This is a genomic window from Paenibacillus taichungensis (genome assembly GCF_047302525.1).
Taxonomy (GTDB): Bacteria; Bacillota; Bacilli; order Paenibacillales; family Paenibacillaceae; genus Paenibacillus; species Paenibacillus taichungensis_B.
On the sequence record NZ_CP168020.1, the window covers coordinates 5,328,879 to 5,347,594 of the forward strand.

29 protein-coding genes and 1 tRNA gene are annotated in these 18,716 nt (G+C 44.8%); 1 reads left to right on the forward strand and 29 read right to left on the reverse strand.

Going from position 1 to position 18,716, the window contains the following annotated elements:
- From ACDJ58_RS23965 to ACDJ58_RS24095, 27 genes are all read right to left on the reverse strand, one after another.
- Window positions 1–267 (reverse strand): hypothetical protein, encoded by a 267-nt coding sequence (locus ACDJ58_RS23965; protein WP_413373296.1) that lies wholly within the window; start codon window positions 265–267, stop codon window positions 1–3.
- Window positions 268–272: 5 nt separating this feature from the next.
- The gene (locus tag ACDJ58_RS23970; RefSeq protein WP_413373298.1) at window positions 273–854 is read right to left on the reverse strand and encodes a major tail protein; all 582 of its coding nucleotides are present in this window, start codon (window positions 852–854) and stop codon (window positions 273–275) included.
- 5 nt (window positions 855–859) lie between these two features.
- Window positions 860–1,237, reverse strand: coding sequence for a hypothetical protein (locus tag ACDJ58_RS23975; protein WP_413373300.1), 378 nt, complete (start codon window positions 1,235–1,237; stop codon window positions 860–862).
- Window positions 1,238–1,269: 32 nt separating this feature from the next.
- Entirely contained in the window at window positions 1,270–1,623 is a 354-nt protein-coding gene (locus ACDJ58_RS23980) for a phage head closure protein (RefSeq protein WP_413373301.1), read from the reverse strand.
- Window positions 1,568–1,894 carry a hypothetical protein gene (locus tag ACDJ58_RS23985; protein WP_413373303.1) on the reverse strand — a complete coding sequence of 109 codons (327 nt, stop codon included), beginning with the start codon at window positions 1,892–1,894 and terminating at the stop codon, window positions 1,568–1,570. Before ACDJ58_RS23985 ends, ACDJ58_RS23980 begins: the two co-directional genes overlap by 56 nt.
- Window positions 1,863–2,162, reverse strand: a complete 300-nt coding sequence (locus ACDJ58_RS23990) for a head-tail connector protein (protein ID WP_413373304.1) — start codon at window positions 2,160–2,162, stop codon at window positions 1,863–1,865. The genes ACDJ58_RS23985 and ACDJ58_RS23990 overlap by 32 nt, the downstream gene beginning before the upstream one ends.
- Before the next feature lie 21 nt (window positions 2,163–2,183).
- A complete protein-coding gene (locus tag ACDJ58_RS23995; protein ID WP_413373306.1) occupies window positions 2,184–2,411 on the reverse strand; it encodes a hypothetical protein in 228 nt (75 codons plus the stop codon).
- A 53-nt stretch (window positions 2,412–2,464) separates the two neighbouring features.
- The gene (locus ACDJ58_RS24000) at window positions 2,465–3,595 is read right to left on the reverse strand and encodes a phage major capsid protein (protein ID WP_413373308.1); all 1,131 of its coding nucleotides are present in this window, start codon (window positions 3,593–3,595) and stop codon (window positions 2,465–2,467) included.
- A complete protein-coding gene (locus ACDJ58_RS24005; RefSeq protein ID WP_413373310.1) occupies window positions 3,588–4,364 on the reverse strand; it encodes a head maturation protease, ClpP-related in 777 nt (258 codons plus the stop codon). The genes ACDJ58_RS24000 and ACDJ58_RS24005 overlap by 8 nt, the downstream gene beginning before the upstream one ends.
- Window positions 4,357–5,601 carry a phage portal protein gene (locus ACDJ58_RS24010; protein ID WP_413373312.1) on the reverse strand — a complete coding sequence of 415 codons (1,245 nt, stop codon included), beginning with the start codon at window positions 5,599–5,601 and terminating at the stop codon, window positions 4,357–4,359. The genes ACDJ58_RS24005 and ACDJ58_RS24010 overlap by 8 nt, the downstream gene beginning before the upstream one ends.
- A 32-nt stretch (window positions 5,602–5,633) precedes the next feature.
- Window positions 5,634–5,891: a Gp49 family protein gene (locus ACDJ58_RS24015; protein ID WP_413373313.1), complete on the reverse strand. Its 258-nt coding sequence runs from the start codon at window positions 5,889–5,891 to the stop codon at window positions 5,634–5,636.
- Between the two features lie 20 nt (window positions 5,892–5,911).
- Window positions 5,912–7,603: a terminase large subunit gene (locus tag ACDJ58_RS24020; protein WP_413373314.1), complete on the reverse strand. Its 1,692-nt coding sequence runs from the start codon at window positions 7,601–7,603 to the stop codon at window positions 5,912–5,914.
- Complete coding sequence (locus ACDJ58_RS24025) at window positions 7,590–7,964, reverse strand: P27 family phage terminase small subunit (protein ID WP_413373316.1); 375 nt, start codon at window positions 7,962–7,964, stop codon at window positions 7,590–7,592. Before ACDJ58_RS24025 ends, ACDJ58_RS24020 begins: the two co-directional genes overlap by 14 nt.
- 184 nt (window positions 7,965–8,148) lie before the next feature.
- Window positions 8,149–8,469, reverse strand: a complete 321-nt coding sequence (locus tag ACDJ58_RS24030) for an HNH endonuclease (protein ID WP_413373318.1) — start codon at window positions 8,467–8,469, stop codon at window positions 8,149–8,151.
- Window positions 8,463–8,831 (reverse strand): hypothetical protein, encoded by a 369-nt coding sequence (locus tag ACDJ58_RS24035; RefSeq protein ID WP_413373320.1) that lies wholly within the window; start codon window positions 8,829–8,831, stop codon window positions 8,463–8,465. The genes ACDJ58_RS24030 and ACDJ58_RS24035 overlap by 7 nt, the downstream gene beginning before the upstream one ends.
- Window positions 8,809–9,051: a hypothetical protein gene (locus ACDJ58_RS24040; RefSeq protein ID WP_413373321.1), complete on the reverse strand. Its 243-nt coding sequence runs from the start codon at window positions 9,049–9,051 to the stop codon at window positions 8,809–8,811. The genes ACDJ58_RS24035 and ACDJ58_RS24040 overlap by 23 nt, the downstream gene beginning before the upstream one ends.
- 157 nt (window positions 9,052–9,208) lie before the next feature.
- Window positions 9,209–9,658: a hypothetical protein gene (locus ACDJ58_RS24045; protein ID WP_413373323.1), complete on the reverse strand. Its 450-nt coding sequence runs from the start codon at window positions 9,656–9,658 to the stop codon at window positions 9,209–9,211.
- Window positions 9,655–9,942: a hypothetical protein gene (locus ACDJ58_RS24050; protein WP_413373325.1), complete on the reverse strand. Its 288-nt coding sequence runs from the start codon at window positions 9,940–9,942 to the stop codon at window positions 9,655–9,657. Before ACDJ58_RS24050 ends, ACDJ58_RS24045 begins: the two co-directional genes overlap by 4 nt.
- Before the next feature lie 331 nt (window positions 9,943–10,273).
- Window positions 10,274–12,016, reverse strand: a complete 1,743-nt coding sequence (locus ACDJ58_RS24055) for a hypothetical protein (protein WP_413373327.1) — start codon at window positions 12,014–12,016, stop codon at window positions 10,274–10,276.
- Window positions 12,017–12,279: 263 nt separating this feature from the next.
- Window positions 12,280–13,431 carry an SGNH/GDSL hydrolase family protein gene (locus ACDJ58_RS24060; protein ID WP_413373328.1) on the reverse strand — a complete coding sequence of 384 codons (1,152 nt, stop codon included), beginning with the start codon at window positions 13,429–13,431 and terminating at the stop codon, window positions 12,280–12,282.
- 3 nt (window positions 13,432–13,434) lie between these two features.
- Window positions 13,435–13,869 carry a hypothetical protein gene (locus tag ACDJ58_RS24065; RefSeq protein WP_413373329.1) on the reverse strand — a complete coding sequence of 145 codons (435 nt, stop codon included), beginning with the start codon at window positions 13,867–13,869 and terminating at the stop codon, window positions 13,435–13,437.
- A 109-nt stretch (window positions 13,870–13,978) separates the two neighbouring features.
- Window positions 13,979–14,047 (reverse strand) — tRNA-Leu (locus tag ACDJ58_RS24070).
- Between the two features lie 13 nt (window positions 14,048–14,060).
- The gene (locus ACDJ58_RS24075) at window positions 14,061–14,462 is read right to left on the reverse strand and encodes a hypothetical protein (RefSeq protein ID WP_413373330.1); all 402 of its coding nucleotides are present in this window, start codon (window positions 14,460–14,462) and stop codon (window positions 14,061–14,063) included.
- A 215-nt stretch (window positions 14,463–14,677) separates the two neighbouring features.
- Entirely contained in the window at window positions 14,678–14,836 is a 159-nt protein-coding gene (locus ACDJ58_RS24080) for a hypothetical protein (protein ID WP_413373331.1), read from the reverse strand.
- 110 nt (window positions 14,837–14,946) lie between these two features.
- Window positions 14,947–15,420, reverse strand: coding sequence for a hypothetical protein (locus ACDJ58_RS24085; protein ID WP_413373332.1), 474 nt, complete (start codon window positions 15,418–15,420; stop codon window positions 14,947–14,949).
- 37 nt (window positions 15,421–15,457) lie between these two features.
- Entirely contained in the window at window positions 15,458–15,808 is a 351-nt protein-coding gene (locus ACDJ58_RS24090) for a hypothetical protein (RefSeq protein ID WP_413373333.1), read from the reverse strand.
- 61 nt (window positions 15,809–15,869) lie between these two features.
- Window positions 15,870–16,094, reverse strand: a complete 225-nt coding sequence (locus tag ACDJ58_RS24095; protein ID WP_413373334.1) for a hypothetical protein — start codon at window positions 16,092–16,094, stop codon at window positions 15,870–15,872.
- A gap of 466 nt (window positions 16,095–16,560) precedes the next feature.
- Between ACDJ58_RS24095 and ACDJ58_RS24100 the strand changes: the two genes are divergently transcribed.
- Window positions 16,561–16,779 (forward strand): hypothetical protein, encoded by a 219-nt coding sequence (locus ACDJ58_RS24100; RefSeq protein ID WP_413373335.1) that lies wholly within the window; start codon window positions 16,561–16,563, stop codon window positions 16,777–16,779.
- A 212-nt stretch (window positions 16,780–16,991) separates the two neighbouring features.
- Here ACDJ58_RS24100 and ACDJ58_RS24105 read toward each other — a convergent pair whose 3' ends face one another.
- Together ACDJ58_RS24105 and ACDJ58_RS24110 are read right to left on the reverse strand one after the other, a co-directional pair.
- Window positions 16,992–17,663, reverse strand: a complete 672-nt coding sequence (locus tag ACDJ58_RS24105; protein ID WP_413373336.1) for a hypothetical protein — start codon at window positions 17,661–17,663, stop codon at window positions 16,992–16,994.
- Window positions 17,664–17,824: 161 nt separating this feature from the next.
- On the reverse strand, window positions 17,825–18,682 hold the full coding sequence (locus ACDJ58_RS24110) for an ATP-dependent DNA ligase (RefSeq protein WP_413373337.1): 858 nt from the start codon (window positions 18,680–18,682) through the stop codon (window positions 17,825–17,827).
- Between the last annotated feature and the right edge of the window lie 34 nt (window positions 18,683–18,716).

Here is an 18,716-nt window from a genome sequence, read left to right on the forward strand (position 1 = left end):
TTAAGGAGCCCAGACTAAAGTAGCTTTGTACACTTTGCCTGTCGTGGTTTTTGCCTCAAACACGTATGTTCCAGCTGTGCTTTCCTCGTTAAACCACAATGTTTCCTGGTCATCTGGAACAAGTGGCGTTCCATTCCGCCTGATATATTCAACATCACCTAGTGCGAGAGATATGCGGACTCCCTGCCCGTCTAACAGCTCATATTCCACATGGTTCGTACCATTGTGTTCACCCTCACGACCTGTTAGAGCAAGTGTTGCAGGCAAAGGAGCTACGCCTTTGGGATTGTCGGTACCGCAGTAAACCAAGCAGCAATGGCTGCAGCACTGTCTGGATTCCTGCTATCAGCCCGCACTCTCCAGTGTCCATCGGACAGACGCTTCAAAAAGATTCCGGTAATCGTTGGTGTCTGGAATTCAATCTCGCCCTGTTTTGTTGTAGCCTCCTCGGCTGGGAGTGAGAATTTACCTTTGAATAACCACGTATACACAAAGCTGCCATCAGACATGCTTCGACGAAACCCCAAGGCTACCTCTGGTGCTTGGTCATCGGAGTTATCAATCAACAATCCGTCTGCATTCATGGTTGAACCGAGTAAATCCGCTTGTTGCTCCAAATCAATATTCGCAACACCGATTTCTACCTCAATCTCGCTGAGCGCATTGGCTGTTACGATTGGACCATCATTGCCGTGTAGCGTAGCCGATTCAACGGTAGGTGTTACGTTTGCTGTAATTGCAGGCAATAATGCTTTCGGCGTTCCGTACTCCGTGCCTGTAGCATCATCTTTCGTCACTTTGGCATAATAAATGTCTTGCAAACCCACTGGAACCGCGATCCCTGTTACTGCCACATAAATCAACTCCCTATCTGTGTTTTTTTATAACGTAAAACCTTGTGATATATCTTTGTATCAGACTCATAAAGACTGTTCGTCCCGCTACGAACAAAGCCCAAAGACTCCATGACACGGTTGACCGCGCTGGAGATTTTGGACGTATTGCTGTTGTGCCAGACGTCGACCTGGAAGTGAATTGCACTGCTCAAGGCCATATCACCCGCGAACTTGTTATCGAAGTTGGTCAATTCGAAAAACGTTACTTTCGGGAGCGATATGTCTGGCGCAGCAAGCGGGTATACTTTTGTATTTCCCTTCGCATCACGGCCAAGGAGACCAATTAACTCCGGATCATTACGCATAGCGGAGATTACGACCGGTTCAAGATCAATCAACATATCAACCACACCCTTTCACACGAACACCCCTCTTAAGCATTCGTGCGTTCTTCCAAAGCCATTAGGTGAGTTTCTGTCCTGTCTCCGTAGGGATCATCCAGCACCGCAGTGATGTTGCAGATACGACCGTTGTTTAGGTCTTTGAATCGCATATCAGGCGTTATACTATCCCTGTAGCGAATCTTGTATCTGAGAGTTAACTCTGCATTGGCAGCTGCTGCCGCGAAGAACTCACGCCCTCTCAGCGGCTCTCTGGATGCGTAGACAGTCATTACATCCTCCCAATCACTTGAAGGCTCTGTAGGGTATCCAGATTCATCCTCACCACCGCTACTCTTCTTTTGCAGGAGTATCCTTCGATTCAGTTTTGCTGGATTCATTAGCATCACCGCCTGTATCAGAAAGTTTTTTCATGGCTTCTGATATCTTCTTTCCACTTTCAGAAGTTGCCTCTCCCACTTTTTCCAAGTCAGAAGAAAACTTCTCCTTGCCTTTGGTACTCTTTTTAGGCTTTGTTTCCTTTATTTCCGAGCCAATAAAACCTTCTTTTTGAAGATGTTCAGCCCGGTTCTGATCATTTGTTTCGTAAGTTCCACCTTCAACGTATCGTTTGAGGCTAGTACGGTCACGGAATGTCTTCACTACTGGATAGTTCATCCCTAACACCCCATTCCTTTGTTTGTAGAATGATGGATTGCAGTGCAAAGTTGATGCTCTCAATTTTGATCGCCGGATTACGGTTTTCGTAGTTGAGAGCAACATGCATCATCACAGCCAGACGATACAGAGCCGTATTTGACTCTGGAACACCCGCACCTGCTAGATACTCCTTGGACACCTCAATTAAAAGAGCGAGGATATCATCATCCTCGCTCCCATCAATCCGCAGATATTTTTTTAGTGTTTCAAGTGGTAATTCGAGCATGACAAATAGCCCCTTCCTGCCTTATGGCATAGGGTCTGGTTCCCAATCTAATATTGCAAGGTATTCCTGTCCCGCCTTGGTCTTAACCTCAAATACATACTTTCCGGCTGGCTTGCTAACGTCGAACCATAGTGTTTCCTGGTCGTCAGGTACCAAGTTCACGCCGTTCTGTTTGATGTATTCAACATTTCCAGCAGCAAGGGATAAATTAACCCCGTCCTTGTCCAACAGAGCGAACTCAGCGTGCATGACACCGTTATGTTCTCCCTCTCGCCCCGTTAGTTCTAATGTTGCGGTTGGGGTTAGGACTTTTTTGCGATACGGAAAGCAGATTTCAATTTGATTTGGTGGTCAAACCATGCAGTGAGGACAAAATCCCACACGCCAGTACGGACGTTTTTATCACGGTCGTAGATGACCTCAGGATCATAGTTGAAGTGCGAGTATTGGAAGTCACCAACAACCGGATCAACGGCAGCGTCACAGAACTCAACAGGCTTACCCAACACTTGTTCTGGCTGAGCAGTATACAGGTTTGTTGTACCGTTGGACAGGATTTCGATAATGTCCATATAGTCCGAGTATGTCATGTAGATCGTTGCGTTTTCGCGGTAGTCCTCGTGCAAATCTGCAATTGCTTTTTTGATAGCCAAGTATTTGCTGGCTGCAGTGACTTCTTTGATACCAGCGCCATAGAAGGACATATGCTCTTCACCCGTTTTAGGGATAGCCGCGAAAGCAACCTTCTTCTCTTTAGCAGCCAGTCCACTTTCCAGGCCACGATCAATCGTTTGGACCAGGTTGGTATCTGTGGCAGCAAGGATTGTTTCCGAAACCGGCACCAAAACCTTGAACTTGTGTCGTCCAAAGGTAACGACATCACCGACTGCTTTCATCTCCTTAGCAGTTTCAGTGTCCGCGATAAAATCGTCATCATCCAAAGTGAAATTAATCCGCGGAATTTCAAGGTTTGTTACGCTCGTGAAAGTAGAGGAATCTCTCAGTGGATTTCTAACAAATGGTTCATGCAACAACTCATTTGTCATTGTTTTTGGTAGGATTTTCTCGCCACCTGTATTGTTTCCATCACCCAGTGCTGCCCGAACATCATCAGGTACCCGTTGTCCCCGCACTGTGGCACGTACCAAAGCAGCTTTCGCGGCCGTTACCTTAGCCTTAGGATCACCAGCACCGTCAACTGGGCTACGATCACGATCCAATGAAGCTTTTTGCTCAGCTTCCATTAGGTCATGCTCTTTTTGCAAGATGTCAAAGCGAGCTTGCAAGCTGGACTCCTTAGTTTCAAGCGCCTTAATATCTTCAATTTTCGCCTCTGGATCGGACGCCTTTGCCAGTTTGTCCTGTTTAGTTGACGCCAGTGAAGCCCCGATTGTTACCAGATCGTTTTTTACATCAAACAATGTTTTAGCCATTAATAATACCTCCCAGGTATGAGTTTATATTTTGTAATTCAAGTCCCGCCGTTTCTCTGATTCGCTGGAGATAAGCAGCTGTTTCTTCATCGTTACCACTGGCCTCTGGCGCTTCTGGCTCATTGAGCTTTGCAGCGATATCCCGGGGCACATTACGGTACTTGGCAAACAGTTCTTGACTGACCGATGCAGCCGTTTGGTTTGCCGCTTCTACAACGTCGCACAGACCGTAGTCCAAACACTCTTGTGCAGACAACCACGTCTCGGCATCAAGCAGCTCTGTAAGCTTTTCCGGAGTAATCTTGTCGCCTGCTTTAGCCAAGTAACTTTCTCCCATCGAACCACCAATACGGTCAAGATCGTCGGCAGCTTTGCGCAGCTCAGCAGCATTCCCCCACGTAAATGTCCATGGGTTGTGGACCATCATCATAGCGTTGCGCGGCATGTGCACCTCATCCCCCGCCATTGCAATAACAGAGGCTATTGAGGCCGCCAGTCCATCAACGTAGACAATCACACGGGCCTTGTGACGCTTGAGTATGTTGTAAATCGTTACGCCCTCGAAGACAGAGCCCCCCGGGGAATTGATGTACAGTTTCAGGGTTGTAATATCGCCTAAAGCTTCCAAGTCGCGTTTAAAGCTGGTTGCGCTTGTGTCTTCGGGATACTCGTCCCATACCCAGGAAACAATGTCTCCGTAGATGTACAACTCACCTACACCATTAACTGCGGCTTTAAAATCCCAATACTTCTTTGGTTTTTCACTCATTATTCTTCTCACCCCCTTTCGTTGTTGTTCCAGATCCGGAAGTTTTCCGGAGTGTTGGGTCCATGTCCAGCGGATACATATCACCAGAGATCCACAACTGATCAGCCGCACCACCTCTCGGCGGCTTATCCTCTGAAACCCGAACCTCATCACGGCTCAGCCACCCATCACGAAGCCCGCTGTGATACAACGCTGCTCTTGCTGCACTATCACCACGCAATAAAGCACCCATATTGAGTTTCCAGTAGAAGCCTTGCCTTCTCTCTTCAGGCCGCAACAATTTGCGGTTGAATTCTTGTTCATACTGGCGGACGTCTGGCGTCAGTTTCATCTGGACAAATTGGAGTTGCATCTGTTCGTTCGATGCATAACTTTGACCCTCACTGTCGTTGAGAAAGCTCACCGGGACATTAAAAACGTTGGCTACCCTTGAGCGAGTAATTCGCTCGGATGCCAACGTATCAGATGAGAAATATTTTTTGTCGATTTCTTTAATCTCTACGCCCGGTTCCTTGAATAAGATCCCGCCGTTATCCGCATAGAAGCGTTTAAAATCATCAACAATTTTTTGACGTTTTTCTTTATCGACATTCGCCTGATATGACAAGATGAAACTGTCTTTCTTTTGCATCTCTGACAAAGAGAATTCTTGGACGGCTTTGTCGTACTGAATCGTATTTCTAAGCACATCCAGAGGGTTGATACCCTGCCACCTCGATGTACCAGTGATGTGCTTAACGTGGATCATGTCGATGTTGTGGACGTAATAGGTGTTTTTCACACCGCGCACCTCGTACCACAAAACATTGTCGTCCGTATTGATGACAGGCGTAACCGCAGCAGATTCTACCGGTGTTATAGATGTTGGTTGATACCTGATATCCCGTCCGATGATCGCGTATCCGTTGCCGGTCTCATTACGAGCTACCTCTAGTTTGTTTATCAACTCAGAGCCACCCATGTTAGGGTTAGGGCTGTTTATCAATAAATCGGATACTGGATGATCTGTGACAATCTCATAATCCCGGTACAACTTTAGTGGCAAAGATGACACTGTATTCGCAAGCTTGGTAACAACGCTGAAAATATTCTCATTTGAGGCAAGCTTGCTGTTATCGATTCCCCAGAATGTCCGCCCGGCCCAAGATGAAAAATCAAACCCTGCACCTTTCCAGCCAGAAGCAGCAGCTTTAACAGCACCCTTTACTGCACCCCTTAATCGTTGATGCCATTTCAAATTCTCACCCCCTTCCCAGGCTTATAATCCGATCAAGAGAGTGTGTTTTGCAGCTTGTACCCTTCCAGCTCCCAGATCTTATTTTCAATGCGGGATCTGGCGATATTCGCACCAATTGTTTCGTCATAGTTGCTCGGATCTACACAAGCTGATTCACCGACAACTGTAAAGCCGTTGGGTAGCTTCGCAACAACGATGCATTGCTTTCCGAAAACCTTGTGAAACACCTCGAATTCCGAATTTTCCATGATCTCCTGAACCTGCTCTTTGGTAACAGTATTAATAGCCATACTCAATCATCCTTTCTGTTTTATAAATCATTGATAGACATGAACTGAATGTCTCCGCTACCAACCGGGATAACCATACGCTTCATTGTCTCTGTGTGGGCATTCAAAAAGGCCGCAAAACCGTCAATTTTACGGTAGCGACCTTGTTTTGTAGGCATCCAGTTATTGTTCCTGTCTTTGATCAGCTTGACATTGTTCATGTACCAGCGGAAAAGCTCGTTTTTATTGAAGACCACGTTCCCGTCCAACAAAAGTTCCTTGATATCCTTCATACCTTGATTGAGCGACTCCCACCCTTGTCTCACCATCAGTGTTTCAAAACCAAATGCTTTTAGTTCTTCCACCAACCTGAAAGCATTTGATCTGTCATATGTGATCAACTCAACGGCGTACAATTTGGATTGTTCCACGAACCAGTCGTAGACCAATTTATAGTCGACGTATTCGCCATCGCATATTGTCAGCAAGCCCTTTTCTTCAAGGTCACGCCACTCTAATTTCTCGTTATCCAGTTCGACTTTCTTCTTCGGAACGAAAGAGTGTGACAGCACAAAAACGCCGCCATCAGGAAGGATGAATTCCAGGCAGGCTGAGGTGAAGTCCTCTGTCTCCGACAGGTCAAATCCACCAATGCAGCTCATTCCCTTTAGATCTTCGAGCTTGATAATCTTGTCGTTCTTTTTAATTATCTCGAAGTCGATGAATGATTGTTCGTCCGACTGTACAAATCGATTCAGGCGTTTGGTGATAAAGTCGTTTCTCTCAGCCGGGACATGCTTACGTGACTCCCATTCCTCAATCAAAGTTTCCAGCTTGAGCGTGACACCAAGATTAGGGTTAGCCTTGATCCAGTTTGAGGTGTCCTCAATGTCGTCGTCGGGATCGAGTTCAGCCATGAAGTAGAATGTCCGCTCATCAATCAAAGACCCTTCCAAAACCTGATCCGCTTTGTCGTAATAGTCCATCAAAGGTCCATCTAATTGGTAACCGGCAGTTGTAATGTAAAGTAGCAAGGGTTGTTGGCGAGAGCCAGTACTGTTTTTGATGACGTTGATGAGTTTGTAATTTTTGTACTCGTGAATTTCATCGAATACACCAAACGAACAGTTCTTACCGTCAAGCTTCTTACTGTCAGTGGCAAGAGGCAAAACCTTGGACATTGTCCGACCATACCGAATCTCGTGCAACGTCATATCGAAATGCCGGTTAAGCAGCGCAGAAGCGTTCACCATCGCCTTACATTCATCAAACAATTCCCGCGCTTGCTCTTTTGAGTTTGCCAACTGAAATACCCGTGCCCCGTTTTCACCGTCTTTTGAAGCAGCAAATAGGGATAAACCAGATATCTTAGTCGTTTTCCCGTTTTTTCTCCCAACAAAAATAAGCCCCTCGCGAAATCGCCGGAGCCCTGTGTCCTTATGCACCCACCCGTACAATGATCCTATGATGAAGTGTTGCCATGGTTGCAATTCCAGGCGATCATAGTCACCTTGAGATGGTTTGCAAAATCTTTGAATGAAATCTATTGGTCGGAAGGCCTTCGCTTCGTCAAAAACAAATGGAAATTTCTTTGTACCCTGTCTTTTAAGGTCATTTAAATGCCTTTTGCAAGCCAAAAACACCTTTTTCGACGCAATAATGATGTGAGAAGTGACCCCTTGAACGTATTCATCCAACCTCAGATCATTTGTTTTGGTACTAGAAGCGTTCAAGCTCATCGCCCTCATCACTTCCCTCTTTCGACTCAACAACAGCCGCTACCTTTCTATCCGAGGCAGGGGTCAATTTCAACTCCGCTTGAAGCTTCCGCTGCTGTTCAACGATTTTGATTATGCGATCCACTGATTTGTTTTCTCTGTACATTTCCTGCGATCCATTGCGGAAAAACTCCATGCTGCCCCTTTTTTTCACATCTTTTATTGCTTCCTGTTTCAACTGTTCCAGCAATACGAAATTATCGACGATCATAACCGTCCGTTCAGACAAGTTACTGTCCACTCGAAGTTCTTCGACCAAAATATCGAACAACTCTTTGGCTGCCTTCAGTGTGATATTTGATTTTGGCTTATTCATTGCACCCCCCCCTCGTAATAGATTTTTTTGTCCGCGCCGAAAACGAAGGTCCCACACCGGTCCCGCGTCGCCTCTCGACGAATTTTAGAGGGCAGGGGGGGCTTCTATTATCTTCCGACTATATTTATTTGTCCTGAATCTAAAGTCTCTTAAAACACCCTTCCAGTCTTTCTGAGAGGGTGTGTCAAAATTCAATAGGGTTCGCCGGACTCTTCATGACCGTTGCGCGTCTCTTCTTCGCCTTCTCAGGCTTCCTCCTACCCTTCTCCGGGTGTTCTTGGTTGTGACAGGTAGGACAGATGCTCTCAAGGTTATCCTCGCTTAGAGCAAGGTCAGGGAAGTCCTCAAGCGGCTTGATGTGGTGGACCGTGTTGGCTGTGGTTATCATCTCTGCTCTCATGCAGGGCTGACAAAGGTAATGGTCTCGCTCAAGGATGATGAGCCTGCATTTCAACCACAGTGTTGATTTATAAAAAGGATTTACCTTCTTCTTTCCGTTTACCACCACGGGTTAACACCATGCTTGATGAGTGCATGCAGTTGGTTCTTGAATCCAAACACTGCGGACCTAGTTGATTTATACAACTTCGTTAGCCCACTAGTTGGGTATGACCCAGTCAAGTCTTTGTAATACCTCAACTTTATTTTGTGTAAAGGCTCATTCAATTCGTAGATGGACCATGTGTACAACACGTCCCTATCATAGTTGTATAGCCGAACCACCTGGAAGGCGTAGTAACCATCCGTGTTCCAATGTCGTCCATAACGTTCTATCATAAATCCTTTGAACAATGTTGGTTCATCAGCAACAAACAAAAATCCATGTTTCTCCAACCATCTGCGCTTACGCTTCTCCTGTCTGATCATCGGTATCGCCTCCGTCCATTGGTTGTCCAATACTATGAGCGATTCTCTCCCACTCTCTTGCTCCACGCGGATTAACAGACATCGCTTTAACACGTTCGATGTCATACTTGAATGCGAGGTATGCGGGTAGTTCATCGACAAGATACAACTCATCTTGTATCGTACCCGGCGGTGTTAATCCATCTTCATTGTTCTGTTGTTGAGCGATTGGTTTGATCATCTTCATCCCTCCTGTACCTCATTAGCCATATCGTGTATCAGCATGCCCAATACACATATCGAGATTGATGATAGAGTTAGATGGTTGATTAACATCAAAGCACTGAATCCGTACAACATCCCGGCTATGATCTTAATGGAGTAGGCTATTTTCATCCTTACCATACGTCATCACCTGTCAAGTCTATAATCTCTGTGTACTCACCATTCTGGTTCATCCAAACAATTGGAGCGCCTGCACTCTTCTCGTATCCTGGTAGCCATACAACCTTATCCGGCCTTAAACCATCTGGCACTGATCCCTGTCCAATGAATCGAACTCTGGTATTAGGGTTGAACTTATGTTTTACATGCTGCCACTGTGCTTTACCATGTGATGTATTGCTGCACAGTATTACGATGTTTTGAGGTACATAAGGTGTTGGTCCGGTTGCTATAACTGATCCAGCAGAAGCGCCAATGTCATATAACCATCGCATTGCATCCTCTTGTAAATCACCAGGCATACGTTTGTCCATTACAATCTTGGATACCACACCGAGAAATTGTTTGAACACGTCTGTATCCTTCACGCTAACTTCAATGGTCAATCCGCTAGGTTTGTTCATACAGCTTCACCGCCCTCCATTCTTTTTCGCAGCTCATTCATCAACCGCTTATTCTTCTCTATCAGCTTCATGCCTTTGGCGGTCTGGCTGCTCTTACCCAGGTTCCTTATGTTGGCTTGCAGTTTACGTATCTCCGGATCAGTGTAGTAAGCAACGTATCTCTTCTTACAATGCGGACACTCAAAGTATGTCTGTTCCACTCCGTCATTCATCTGCTCAATCTCGAATTGCTCTATCGAGAACTGTTCATTACATCCTTCGTTACAGATCGCTGGTATAGACATCTGCATTCACTCCTTTCTCTGGAATAAAAAAACACCCGCTTTTTATACGAGTGTTTATACATGGTTTTGATATGCAGTTGGATTTCTCTTGTATATATCTTTATATCTTTTATTCTTTTATTTCTTTTTTCTTTCTTGGGGGTATAACTCTCCACCACTAATGGGGTATAACTCTCCACCACAAAGTATATTTATGAGCGTTATTTTGTGGGGTATGATTCTCCACCACTAGCATTCATTATTTATGTATATCAATGTATATTATGCATGAAGAGTACGCCCTACTTCGCCATACTAATACAGCTTTCCGGGCATAGGCTCACCCCTGTAATTATACTGTTATCTTGTCTTCCACCCAGTCAGTACCAAGTACGTTATTCGTTCCTGATGTAATTCTCAACCAACCTTTAATGACCGTCCCGGATGCAATTGCCACCGCAGCGTTTTCGATGTAATCTGAACGCTGCCAGCTTCCTGTAGTGGGCATTGCTGTACCCACGCCACGTCTGTTCCATCGTCCTCCTAGGTAAGTTCTTACACACTCATACCCTGCGTTACTCGTGTCGATATACACTGAGCCTTCACGGGCGTTCAGTAAGGTTGTGGCTGAACGGGCAGGGTGTAGCAGTTCATCCAGTATGATAGGTCTGCGGAACCGTAACGTGTTAGCGTCTGTGGCATACATGATTTCCGTACGCACACCACTTTTAAGATGGGCTAGTTGGAACCCCGCTCCGGTTGCCCCGTCTTGTGTCATATTGAGTTCAAACGTGTCATTAGGACGGTCACTTCTGGTTAGCAAGTGTTGTTGGGGTGCATACTTCGCCGCTTGCTGCATTACGAAGTCACTACCTACTGTCACCCGTTTTATTCCGCTCACAACTTCAACGTCTTCTGCTGTGTTTTTTGAACCTACAATTGTAACAGGGGCAGAGCCGTGCTGATCTCTGATACGCATCATGTTCACTTTCCCTTTCGTGAAGGGGTAGCTATCATTATGGATATAGATCGGGGAAGTAGTTGCAAACCCTATATCGATAGCGTAGTCGCGAGGCCAGTTTTCTAGCTCTAACCATTTCCCTTTATCAGCATCCCAACTGAAACCCATATCCAGTATGCGTATACCCTCACAACGCGGGTTGGAACCCATGGAAGGGTCGCTGTAGATGACGCCATTACCTACTTGCTCAAATCGCACATGATCCAGTACTAAGTCCTTCAAGAAAGTATTTACACTGTTAGTTGTAGCAGGTTCAGGTTCGCAGTAGAAGCTGTAAGGTGAGTACCCACAATGACTACTTCGCATTGACAGGGCTTCAATACCAGAATTGGCATGGGTGGCAAAATTAGCGAAGACGTTCTGATTGACTGTGGACATATCCACCCAATAGTCACCAGAGTTATGTGACACGTAAATTCCATACCAACAGTACTCAATGTTTGTATGGAATAGCTTAATGTGTCCTGCATCACTAGCCCAATCCATACCCCAACCGAAATGACGTATTGCTATGTTCTCAAATAGAGGCATAGCTGTGTTTACAACTTTGATACCTGTACACCATGCGGTACGAACCCCACGATTAGCACTGCTCCAAGTTCCTGGCCCAACAACAGATATGTTTCTCCATACCTGTCTTTTACCTGAGGTGCGGTCTACTGTTATAGCCGCCACCCCTGCCCCAAGCTCAGAAAATACTAGGGTGGCAGCTTGTGGGTCACCATCTACCGAAGCATCTCGGGTGTATATAGGTATGTTGCAAACGTAGCGCCCTTTTGGGAAATAAACCGTACCGCCTGTGTTGAGTCCAATTGTCTGCTCCGATGCAGCATGAAACGCAGCTTGTATGGCACTAGCATCAATTTCGTCACTTAAAGATTTTGCATCAGGATATTTAATTTTGGCCTGTTCAAGTGATGTGTAAATGCTTGATAACGGATGTGATTGACCGTCACCGATAGCCCCAAATGATTTTACATTGAAAAAATCTAAATCAGATAGCAAGTCCACCGATTCAGCGGTTACACTGATTTCATCATTCGCGTCTCCAACGTTCCCTTCATTAATTGGCATGTCAACAACTCCTTTTAGTTATTTTATTTTCTTGGAGTATTAACTTGATGTAAGCTCTCCGACGGAATCGAACCGCCGTCCCCTGAACTTTCGGAGTATGCCAACTAAAGAGCAAAATGTTTAATTACTCAGTTACCCAAGCAATGCCGGTTATCCATTTAAGTTCGACAAGAACCATATGTATCCTGCACATAACAAAAGAGTAATGTGCCCTACTTCGCCGTCACCTCCTGCGGCTTTTCAGGCAATAGAGTACCCATTGATTAATAATTCATCAAAGCGTTGTACAACCCAGATGCAAGGTCTTGATGCCCGTAGTCGTTCATGTGTGTGTTGTCTGATGCCATAAATTGCAAAACATCCCTTGCCGTTGTGAAACTGTCTTGATAACGTGCGTAAGTGTCGTAGTATGCACAACTATTAAGCAAAGCCAGCTCTTTGTATATCTTAGAGTATTCCGTTATAGGAATAGCCTTGTCCGGCGCTGTGATTCCTACAGGAACCAGGAGAACATCTCCGAATTGTTTAGCCTGTGTGATCGCCGTTTGTGTCTGTGTCCTGAATGTGGCAAGCGGCGTCTGTGAGCTGTAATCATTAGACGAGAAGCAGATCAAAGATAGATTAGGTTTCCAGAAATCAATCGTCGTCGGTCTGTACAAGGCTCTGTTGTTACCGATCTGATCCGTTTTACCGCCTGCATAACCGATTTGGTGCACCTTAACACCTGTCGTTGATGCTCCACCGTACATAACACCAATAAGAGCTAAACCGCTGCGGTCCTTGCCTGCTACAAGCTCAGTTACCGTAATCACGGCTGTATGGCTGGCACTGGTGAGCGTACCTGAGTATTTATACTCTTTGGCCGCTTCACTAGCTCCGTTGGAGTTGAACTCCTGGGCGGCTCCGCCATCTATTGAAATGGTGAACTTACCACCCTCGGCACTCTCGATCCCAATTACGGAAAAGGATGTACCTGTGAATGTCACCGTACATGTAGCACCGACCGACTCTCCACGTTTAGATGGGAGATTCAGAATCCCACCAACGCCGGAGTCGGCCCATGTCCCTGCAAATGTATACCACCATGTATACCAGTGAGGGATTAATCCCGATCCCACATCACCACATTGTTTGGCAATTGCAGTCCGCAACCGACCGACAAAGCCTTTATCAAGTTTGTTCTTACCATATGTCAGTGTCCCTGCAATGCCTCCACCACCTGACCCTTGACCCACAACTGAGCTTGATCCATAAACGCACAGGGTGGACAATACATCTCCATTTAAGGCTTTAGCGAGGGCCGAACGCCATTTAGCAAGTCCGATTTCAGCATTGAAGAGATAACCACGTCTTAACTTCTCGTCCTGTAGCTCCCCCGATGCGGCTGCAGCGAGTTTAAAACCTCTATCCGACATATCTTACACAACTCCCTTAATTGAGAGTGTGCCGCCGCCTGAAGGCGCGCTGTACTTGATCCGTAACTTGCACCCTGCTGGAATAGTATAATCCACCACATCTCCAACATTCGCACTTGTAACCTGAGCAATGCTGATATTGTTTCGGATCCCAGGCAATACACTTTCCCGATCATTGATGTCGACCAGGAATGTCGTAAATGTTCCCGTAGTTGCTGCAGTAGAGCTGCCATATGTGACGGTGATATCTGTGGACCTCTTAACGGACCCGGATGCAGGATAATTGACTGTATTTGCTGCTGAACCGGAACCCAGGATTGTAATGATCTCAGGGTCGGCAGTTCCTCCACCGCCTCCACCTTCTCCCGAACCGATATCACTGCCATTCACCACATAAACTTTTGTGGCAACACTTTCTGGATGGGGCTGCGTATACATGTTTTCCACTCACTCCTAACTAATGTTTTTTATTGGAGTAATTCGTGCTGTTCTTTCTTACCTCAAATGAATATGGCATCACTCCCTTCCTGTCATTTTTCATCGAGTAAGCTCCCTGACGGAATCGAACCGCCGCTTTCCGGATCTCCTCCGGACTCTACCGTTGAGTTAAGGGAGCGCAATAAAAAGGACTATTTACCGTAGCATGTCCGGCAAACAATCCTCGCTGATGGCTTATCGCCTTCAGATACTTCAGACTCTTTTTTAGTTGGGACCCCGCATCTGATACATAGCGGAACCTCAACTCCTTTGATTTTAACTGTGTCTATTGGCTTGGATTTCGGAATTACTACCATCGCCCCAAATGGTTGCGCCATTGAAGGGTACATATGGTTCCCAAACAAGTTCATCAGGTGCCAAAACTGGAATGTTGACCACCCTTCATCATCTACTTTGAGTTTAAACTCAGGATATGTGAATCCTCGATCCATAAAATGTTTTGCACTCTGTTGATGATTCTGTTTGAGGATGTCTATCCCTACTGCAGTCAATTGCACTTTAACCTCTTCATTGAAGTTTATTGAGACATCCATAATACACACCACCCAGGTATCATTCGATCTTATTGGCGACTATTTTAGTCCTCCAATAGAAGTAAAATTCGAGTGCAACATACATCAATAATGTGTGCAAATACGACGATGGCCCGGAGCGATCCAAGAGTTTGAAGATAACTATCAGAAATACGCTCATTGTGGTTAATAATGAAATACGCTTAATGAAAACCCACAACCCTATTAGTTCATCTCTACTCAGCTTCATCCCGTTCACCACCTAACGCCAGCTTGCCCATGTTCTCGACAAACCTACGTACCGTCGCTTCAGGGTCAAATAGCCCGTTGGTGGTCACCACATCACCGGAGTTGAATTCATATTCAGCCAGCATTCTAGCATGGCCTACAATCACTGTTGCACTAATTGTGTATCCGACTGTCGATGCTACAACACTGTATCCTGATGACGAAAACTCAGCCTGTTGGTAATCAACTCTGTGGACTATGACTTGAAAAGGTTTATTCATGGTATATCGACCGTCTCTCCGTAATCACCGGCAGTATCCACACCTATGCATGCATTCTGCATCAACGATTCAACGAGCAGTTTGATATCAGCGTCATAGTCAAAGTTTTCTCTCGTCCCACCCAAGCTACCGACATCAAACCTGATCTCTTTCAATCGAATGAGCCTATCCAACAAGTCCAGCTTATCTCTAAATTTTTGATGTACACGTTCTTCTTCCGCTCCGGCGTTTCGACGCTCACGATCCAGTTCGCCCAGTTCTAAACATCTGGTGCAAGTCATGCTTTCTTTATTTGGGAAGTCCCTGTAGTGCTCGCTGCAGCCACATCTAAAACAGAATCGTGGAAGGTCAACGAGCTTAACTCCGCTTCCCTTTGGAGGCGGTGCTATCTTCTCACTGTTGGATTTAGGTTGGTGTCCATTTCTAAGTCCAAACATATATATCAACTCCAAAACACTTATTTTTGACATGAAAAAAGCCGCCTATCTTGGGCGACTGCTGGAGAAACTATATATTCCCTTGTTGACTTTCGCTCATTTTAAGAAGCGAACTACTTACAAGATCGTTCAAATACTCAATATCGTGTTCATCGACTTTTATATGACCATGTAACATACTGATCTCTCGCGGCTTAACAACCAGCACTGTAACCTTTGGTTCGAAATCTTCTCCGCCATTCTGTTCTTCCACAAATTCTTGAGGATTAGAGAAATACTCTCTAATGGTTTCAAGCTTCGTATATGTTCCGTGCACTCCGCTAGTCGATAGCATACACCAGTTTAATTCGTCTGCCTGACCATCTGGGAATATTGACTTTAAATCATCAATAGTTTTTATCGAATTGTAATTATCGTTCACAATATCACCTCATCAGCAATCATAATTCATAATCTTGTGTAAGATAAATAAGTATACCACCCTACCCTTGCCGATTGTTATATTCAATCATGAAATTCCACCAATATTCTTCATCTACTTTTATTTCTTCTTTTCCTTTTTTCTTGTCAGTCAAGAATAAAACCCTCTTCATTTCATCCACGCCTATAACATGCTTAACGTTGACAACATGATCTTCGGACACCCTGACAAAACCCGGAAATCTTAGCATTGTGTCCATCTCTGCATTAGCTTCTTCTTTGTTCATTCATAATACCTCCTGTCGTTTACACAATCATAATCATGTAATGATTCAGGAGGCAACATAAATTTGAAAAACGTGTTATAGCCCCTCATAACCTCAAGCCACACAACTGAGCGTAACCCTCAAGCGGTTATGACAAGCTGCGGAAACAAAAAGAACAGCATGCCCGCTTGTGCTACCCTTGCGGCTCCAGTGTAGGTCTTATTGCAAGGGGCTAACTGTCGCCGCTCGTCTTCTAGCCTACCACCGTCAAACAGGTAATGGTTTGTGTCGGGTGCTGTTCTCTTTTTTGTTCCATGCTATAACTATACACCCCTGAAAACCTAGCAGCGCACAAAATTGCCGCAATTTAACCGCAAAATTACGGCAATTTAACCGTAATATTATGGGGCTATAGTCTGCATACACAATAGTTCGTAAAGAGAGGAAATATAACAGTTTTGAAGAATTACAACATGAGGTGAAAAGAATGAACCATACATATAGGTTACTGAAGGATGATATGGATTTCTTTGCAGCAGCATTATCCCAGGTTCGTGTATCTGTCTGGCATGTACTAGAGGATCGCGAACACATCATTGACTATGGTGGCCCGGTGGAGGCTTATAGCGTAGTATCCATTAAGATTATGGGTAGGAGATACTTCCGTAATGTGTTTGAGTTTAGATTGACACTGAGTAAGGGATGAAGCGTATTAACTCGAAGGAGGTGTGTGATGGAAAGGAAGTTCTTAATAGTTGGAGCTGTCATAGCAATGATCCCAATAATATTCGGTGTTGCTTACATGCTTTTATCTAATAACCCAATAGATTTCAGCAACGTAGCACCATAAATACATATCAAAAACAAGGCAAAAAAAAGGAGCCTTCATTGGCTCCTTTTCACTATTCAGTCGAGTGGCTACCTTCCATTAGGCATTTCTTCTTTAAACCGCTCCATAATCAATTCATTTTTTATGAAGTTTATAGTTAAATCAATTAATAGTTTTAGATCTGTTACATCTTTTTCTTCCCATTTTCGAACATAATGAGTCTCGTCGTTTCCAATCCATGTTGCTCTTTGGGCTGCAAACTTTATATTTTCATCTGTAATAGTGTTGATACAAGGCATAAGCATTTTGGATTTAATCTCTATCACTTGATCCGGATTTTTATGTATTAAATAATCTTTGACTAGAAACTCCAATGATTTTCTATATCCTGGACCACAAATCTGATCTAATCCTAATGATTCAGCTTGTAAAGCCTGAGTGTATATTTCTGCAAAATTCGGTGATAAGTTTACAACATGTTTATCTATATCAGGCACGCTAATATTTTTAGGTGCTAGTGAGTCCAACTTGTATAATTTAGGTAGAGGTGAACTGGTATTTGCATATTCAATTCCATAATAATACGCCATAAAGACTTCTCTACATCGGTTGTTTGTACATAAAAAAACAGCAACCATGTTTTTGTAGTCCTTTTTTAATCCATACAGTAGTTGTGGTATTACGTAGACTTGGCAAATAGGACATCTATCAGGTACTTCAGTAACTTTCGTACTTGAACCTTGTATTAATAAATCCGGCATAATCAACCTCCCCTGAATTTCTAAAAAAAGTATAGGATATGATGTTCACTGTTTCAATATATTTCACATGTAATTTAAATACAACTTAAATAATTTACACTGCTAATCTTAAAAGACAAGGCTATGCCATTGAACCACATAATCTTGTCTTTTTGGCTACATTAAACTATAAATTGATCAAACACAGGAATACGCAGCAAGCCGGATTTGGTCCAGTTGCGCATTTTTACTCTGGCCTGAATTCGGGGCTCAAGGTAAACGTTGTTTTTGTCCTCACCAGTCACGATCTGCTGGCACACTCCACGAAACGCCTGCTTATGTTTTGGACTCGGCCCGTGTTCGATGATCCCTGCCGGGCGCAGCTTGCCAAATGTATCCGGGACAGCAACCAGCCATCCGAATTCAGCTTTTCGATACCCAGTGATATAAACATCGGCGTATGACCAGTTGATGACCTTCTGCCAGTCTTTGGAACGCCTGCTGACATACACGCTGTCTTTGCGCTTTCCAACTACACCTTCCATACCCATAGCTTCTATTTGAGCGTATAGATCCTCTCCAGCGCCCTCTATATGGGGCACAACTCCAAAGCTTCTGGACGGCAAATTAAGACTATGAAGGATCGCCTTGCGCTCCATGAGAGGCAGCTTGCGGAGGTCCTGACCTTTGTACTGGAGGATATCGAACATGGCGAATGTAGCAGGCAGCGCTTTGGTGAGCTGGTGTATTTTGCTGGACTGTTTGGTGTTTAACCGGGCCAAAACGGCCTCGAAGTCATTTAAACCTGTTTTTGGATCGACGCAAGCGACCTCACCGTCCAGGATAATATCTGCGTCAAATGGTAGATGCAATTCAGGATACTGAAGAGTGCGGTCATTATTACCACGTGTATATAACCGGACTTCTCCGGCTTGTTGCGAATATATCAACCGGTGCCCGTCAACTTTGGGCTCAAAAATGAACTCCGAATGTGAGAAGGGACCTGGTGCTGTTTCAAGTAACATTGGACTGATAAACATAAAAACACCTCAACCCAATTATAGCGTTTTGCAA

What these genes read in the sequence shown, in the direction of transcription:
- ACDJ58_RS24050 (WP_413373325.1), bottom strand. Translation starts at nt 9,942, where the DNA reads ATGTCTATACCAGCGATCTGTAACGAAGGATGTAATGAACAGTTCTCG.
- ACDJ58_RS23980 (WP_413373301.1), bottom strand. Translation starts at nt 1,623, where the DNA reads ATGCTAATGAATCCAGCAAAACTGAATCGAAGGATACTCCTGCAAAAG.
- ACDJ58_RS24095 (WP_413373334.1), bottom strand. Translation starts at nt 16,094, where the DNA reads ATGAACAAAGAAGAAGCTAATGCAGAGATGGACACAATGCTAAGATTT.
- ACDJ58_RS24015 (WP_413373313.1), bottom strand. Translation starts at nt 5,891, where the DNA reads ATGGCTATTAATACTGTTACCAAAGAGCAGGTTCAGGAGATCATGGAA.
- ACDJ58_RS24065 (WP_413373329.1), bottom strand. Translation starts at nt 13,869, where the DNA reads ATGTATACGCAGCCCCATCCAGAAAGTGTTGCCACAAAAGTTTATGTG.
- ACDJ58_RS24085 (WP_413373332.1), bottom strand. Translation starts at nt 15,420, where the DNA reads ATGTCAAAAATAAGTGTTTTGGAGTTGATATATATGTTTGGACTTAGA.
- ACDJ58_RS24110 (WP_413373337.1), bottom strand. Translation starts at nt 18,682, where the DNA reads ATGTTTATCAGTCCAATGTTACTTGAAACAGCACCAGGTCCCTTCTCA.
- ACDJ58_RS24005 (WP_413373310.1), bottom strand. Translation starts at nt 4,364, where the DNA reads ATGAGTGAAAAACCAAAGAAGTATTGGGATTTTAAAGCCGCAGTTAAT.
- ACDJ58_RS24000 (WP_413373308.1), bottom strand. Translation starts at nt 3,595, where the DNA reads ATGGCTAAAACATTGTTTGATGTAAAAAACGATCTGGTAACAATCGGG.
- ACDJ58_RS23990 (WP_413373304.1), bottom strand. Translation starts at nt 2,162, where the DNA reads ATGCTCGAATTACCACTTGAAACACTAAAAAAATATCTGCGGATTGAT.
- ACDJ58_RS24075 (WP_413373330.1), bottom strand. Translation starts at nt 14,462, where the DNA reads ATGGATGTCTCAATAAACTTCAATGAAGAGGTTAAAGTGCAATTGACT.
- ACDJ58_RS23995 (WP_413373306.1), bottom strand. Translation starts at nt 2,411, where the DNA reads ATGCACGCTGAGTTCGCTCTGTTGGACAAGGACGGGGTTAATTTATCC.
- ACDJ58_RS24035 (WP_413373320.1), bottom strand. Translation starts at nt 8,831, where the DNA reads ATGATCAGACAGGAGAAGCGTAAGCGCAGATGGTTGGAGAAACATGGA.
- ACDJ58_RS24100 (WP_413373335.1), top strand. Translation starts at nt 16,561, where the DNA reads ATGAACCATACATATAGGTTACTGAAGGATGATATGGATTTCTTTGCA.
- ACDJ58_RS24060 (WP_413373328.1), bottom strand. Translation starts at nt 13,431, where the DNA reads ATGTCGGATAGAGGTTTTAAACTCGCTGCAGCCGCATCGGGGGAGCTA.
- ACDJ58_RS24025 (WP_413373316.1), bottom strand. Translation starts at nt 7,964, where the DNA reads ATGAATAAGCCAAAATCAAATATCACACTGAAGGCAGCCAAAGAGTTG.
- ACDJ58_RS23975 (WP_413373300.1), bottom strand. Translation starts at nt 1,237, where the DNA reads ATGTTGATTGATCTTGAACCGGTCGTAATCTCCGCTATGCGTAATGAT.
- ACDJ58_RS24105 (WP_413373336.1), bottom strand. Translation starts at nt 17,663, where the DNA reads ATGCCGGATTTATTAATACAAGGTTCAAGTACGAAAGTTACTGAAGTA.
- ACDJ58_RS23985 (WP_413373303.1), bottom strand. Translation starts at nt 1,894, where the DNA reads ATGAACTATCCAGTAGTGAAGACATTCCGTGACCGTACTAGCCTCAAA.
- ACDJ58_RS24040 (WP_413373321.1), bottom strand. Translation starts at nt 9,051, where the DNA reads ATGATCAAACCAATCGCTCAACAACAGAACAATGAAGATGGATTAACA.
- ACDJ58_RS24055 (WP_413373327.1), bottom strand. Translation starts at nt 12,016, where the DNA reads ATGCCAATTAATGAAGGGAACGTTGGAGACGCGAATGATGAAATCAGT.
- ACDJ58_RS24045 (WP_413373323.1), bottom strand. Translation starts at nt 9,658, where the DNA reads ATGAACAAACCTAGCGGATTGACCATTGAAGTTAGCGTGAAGGATACA.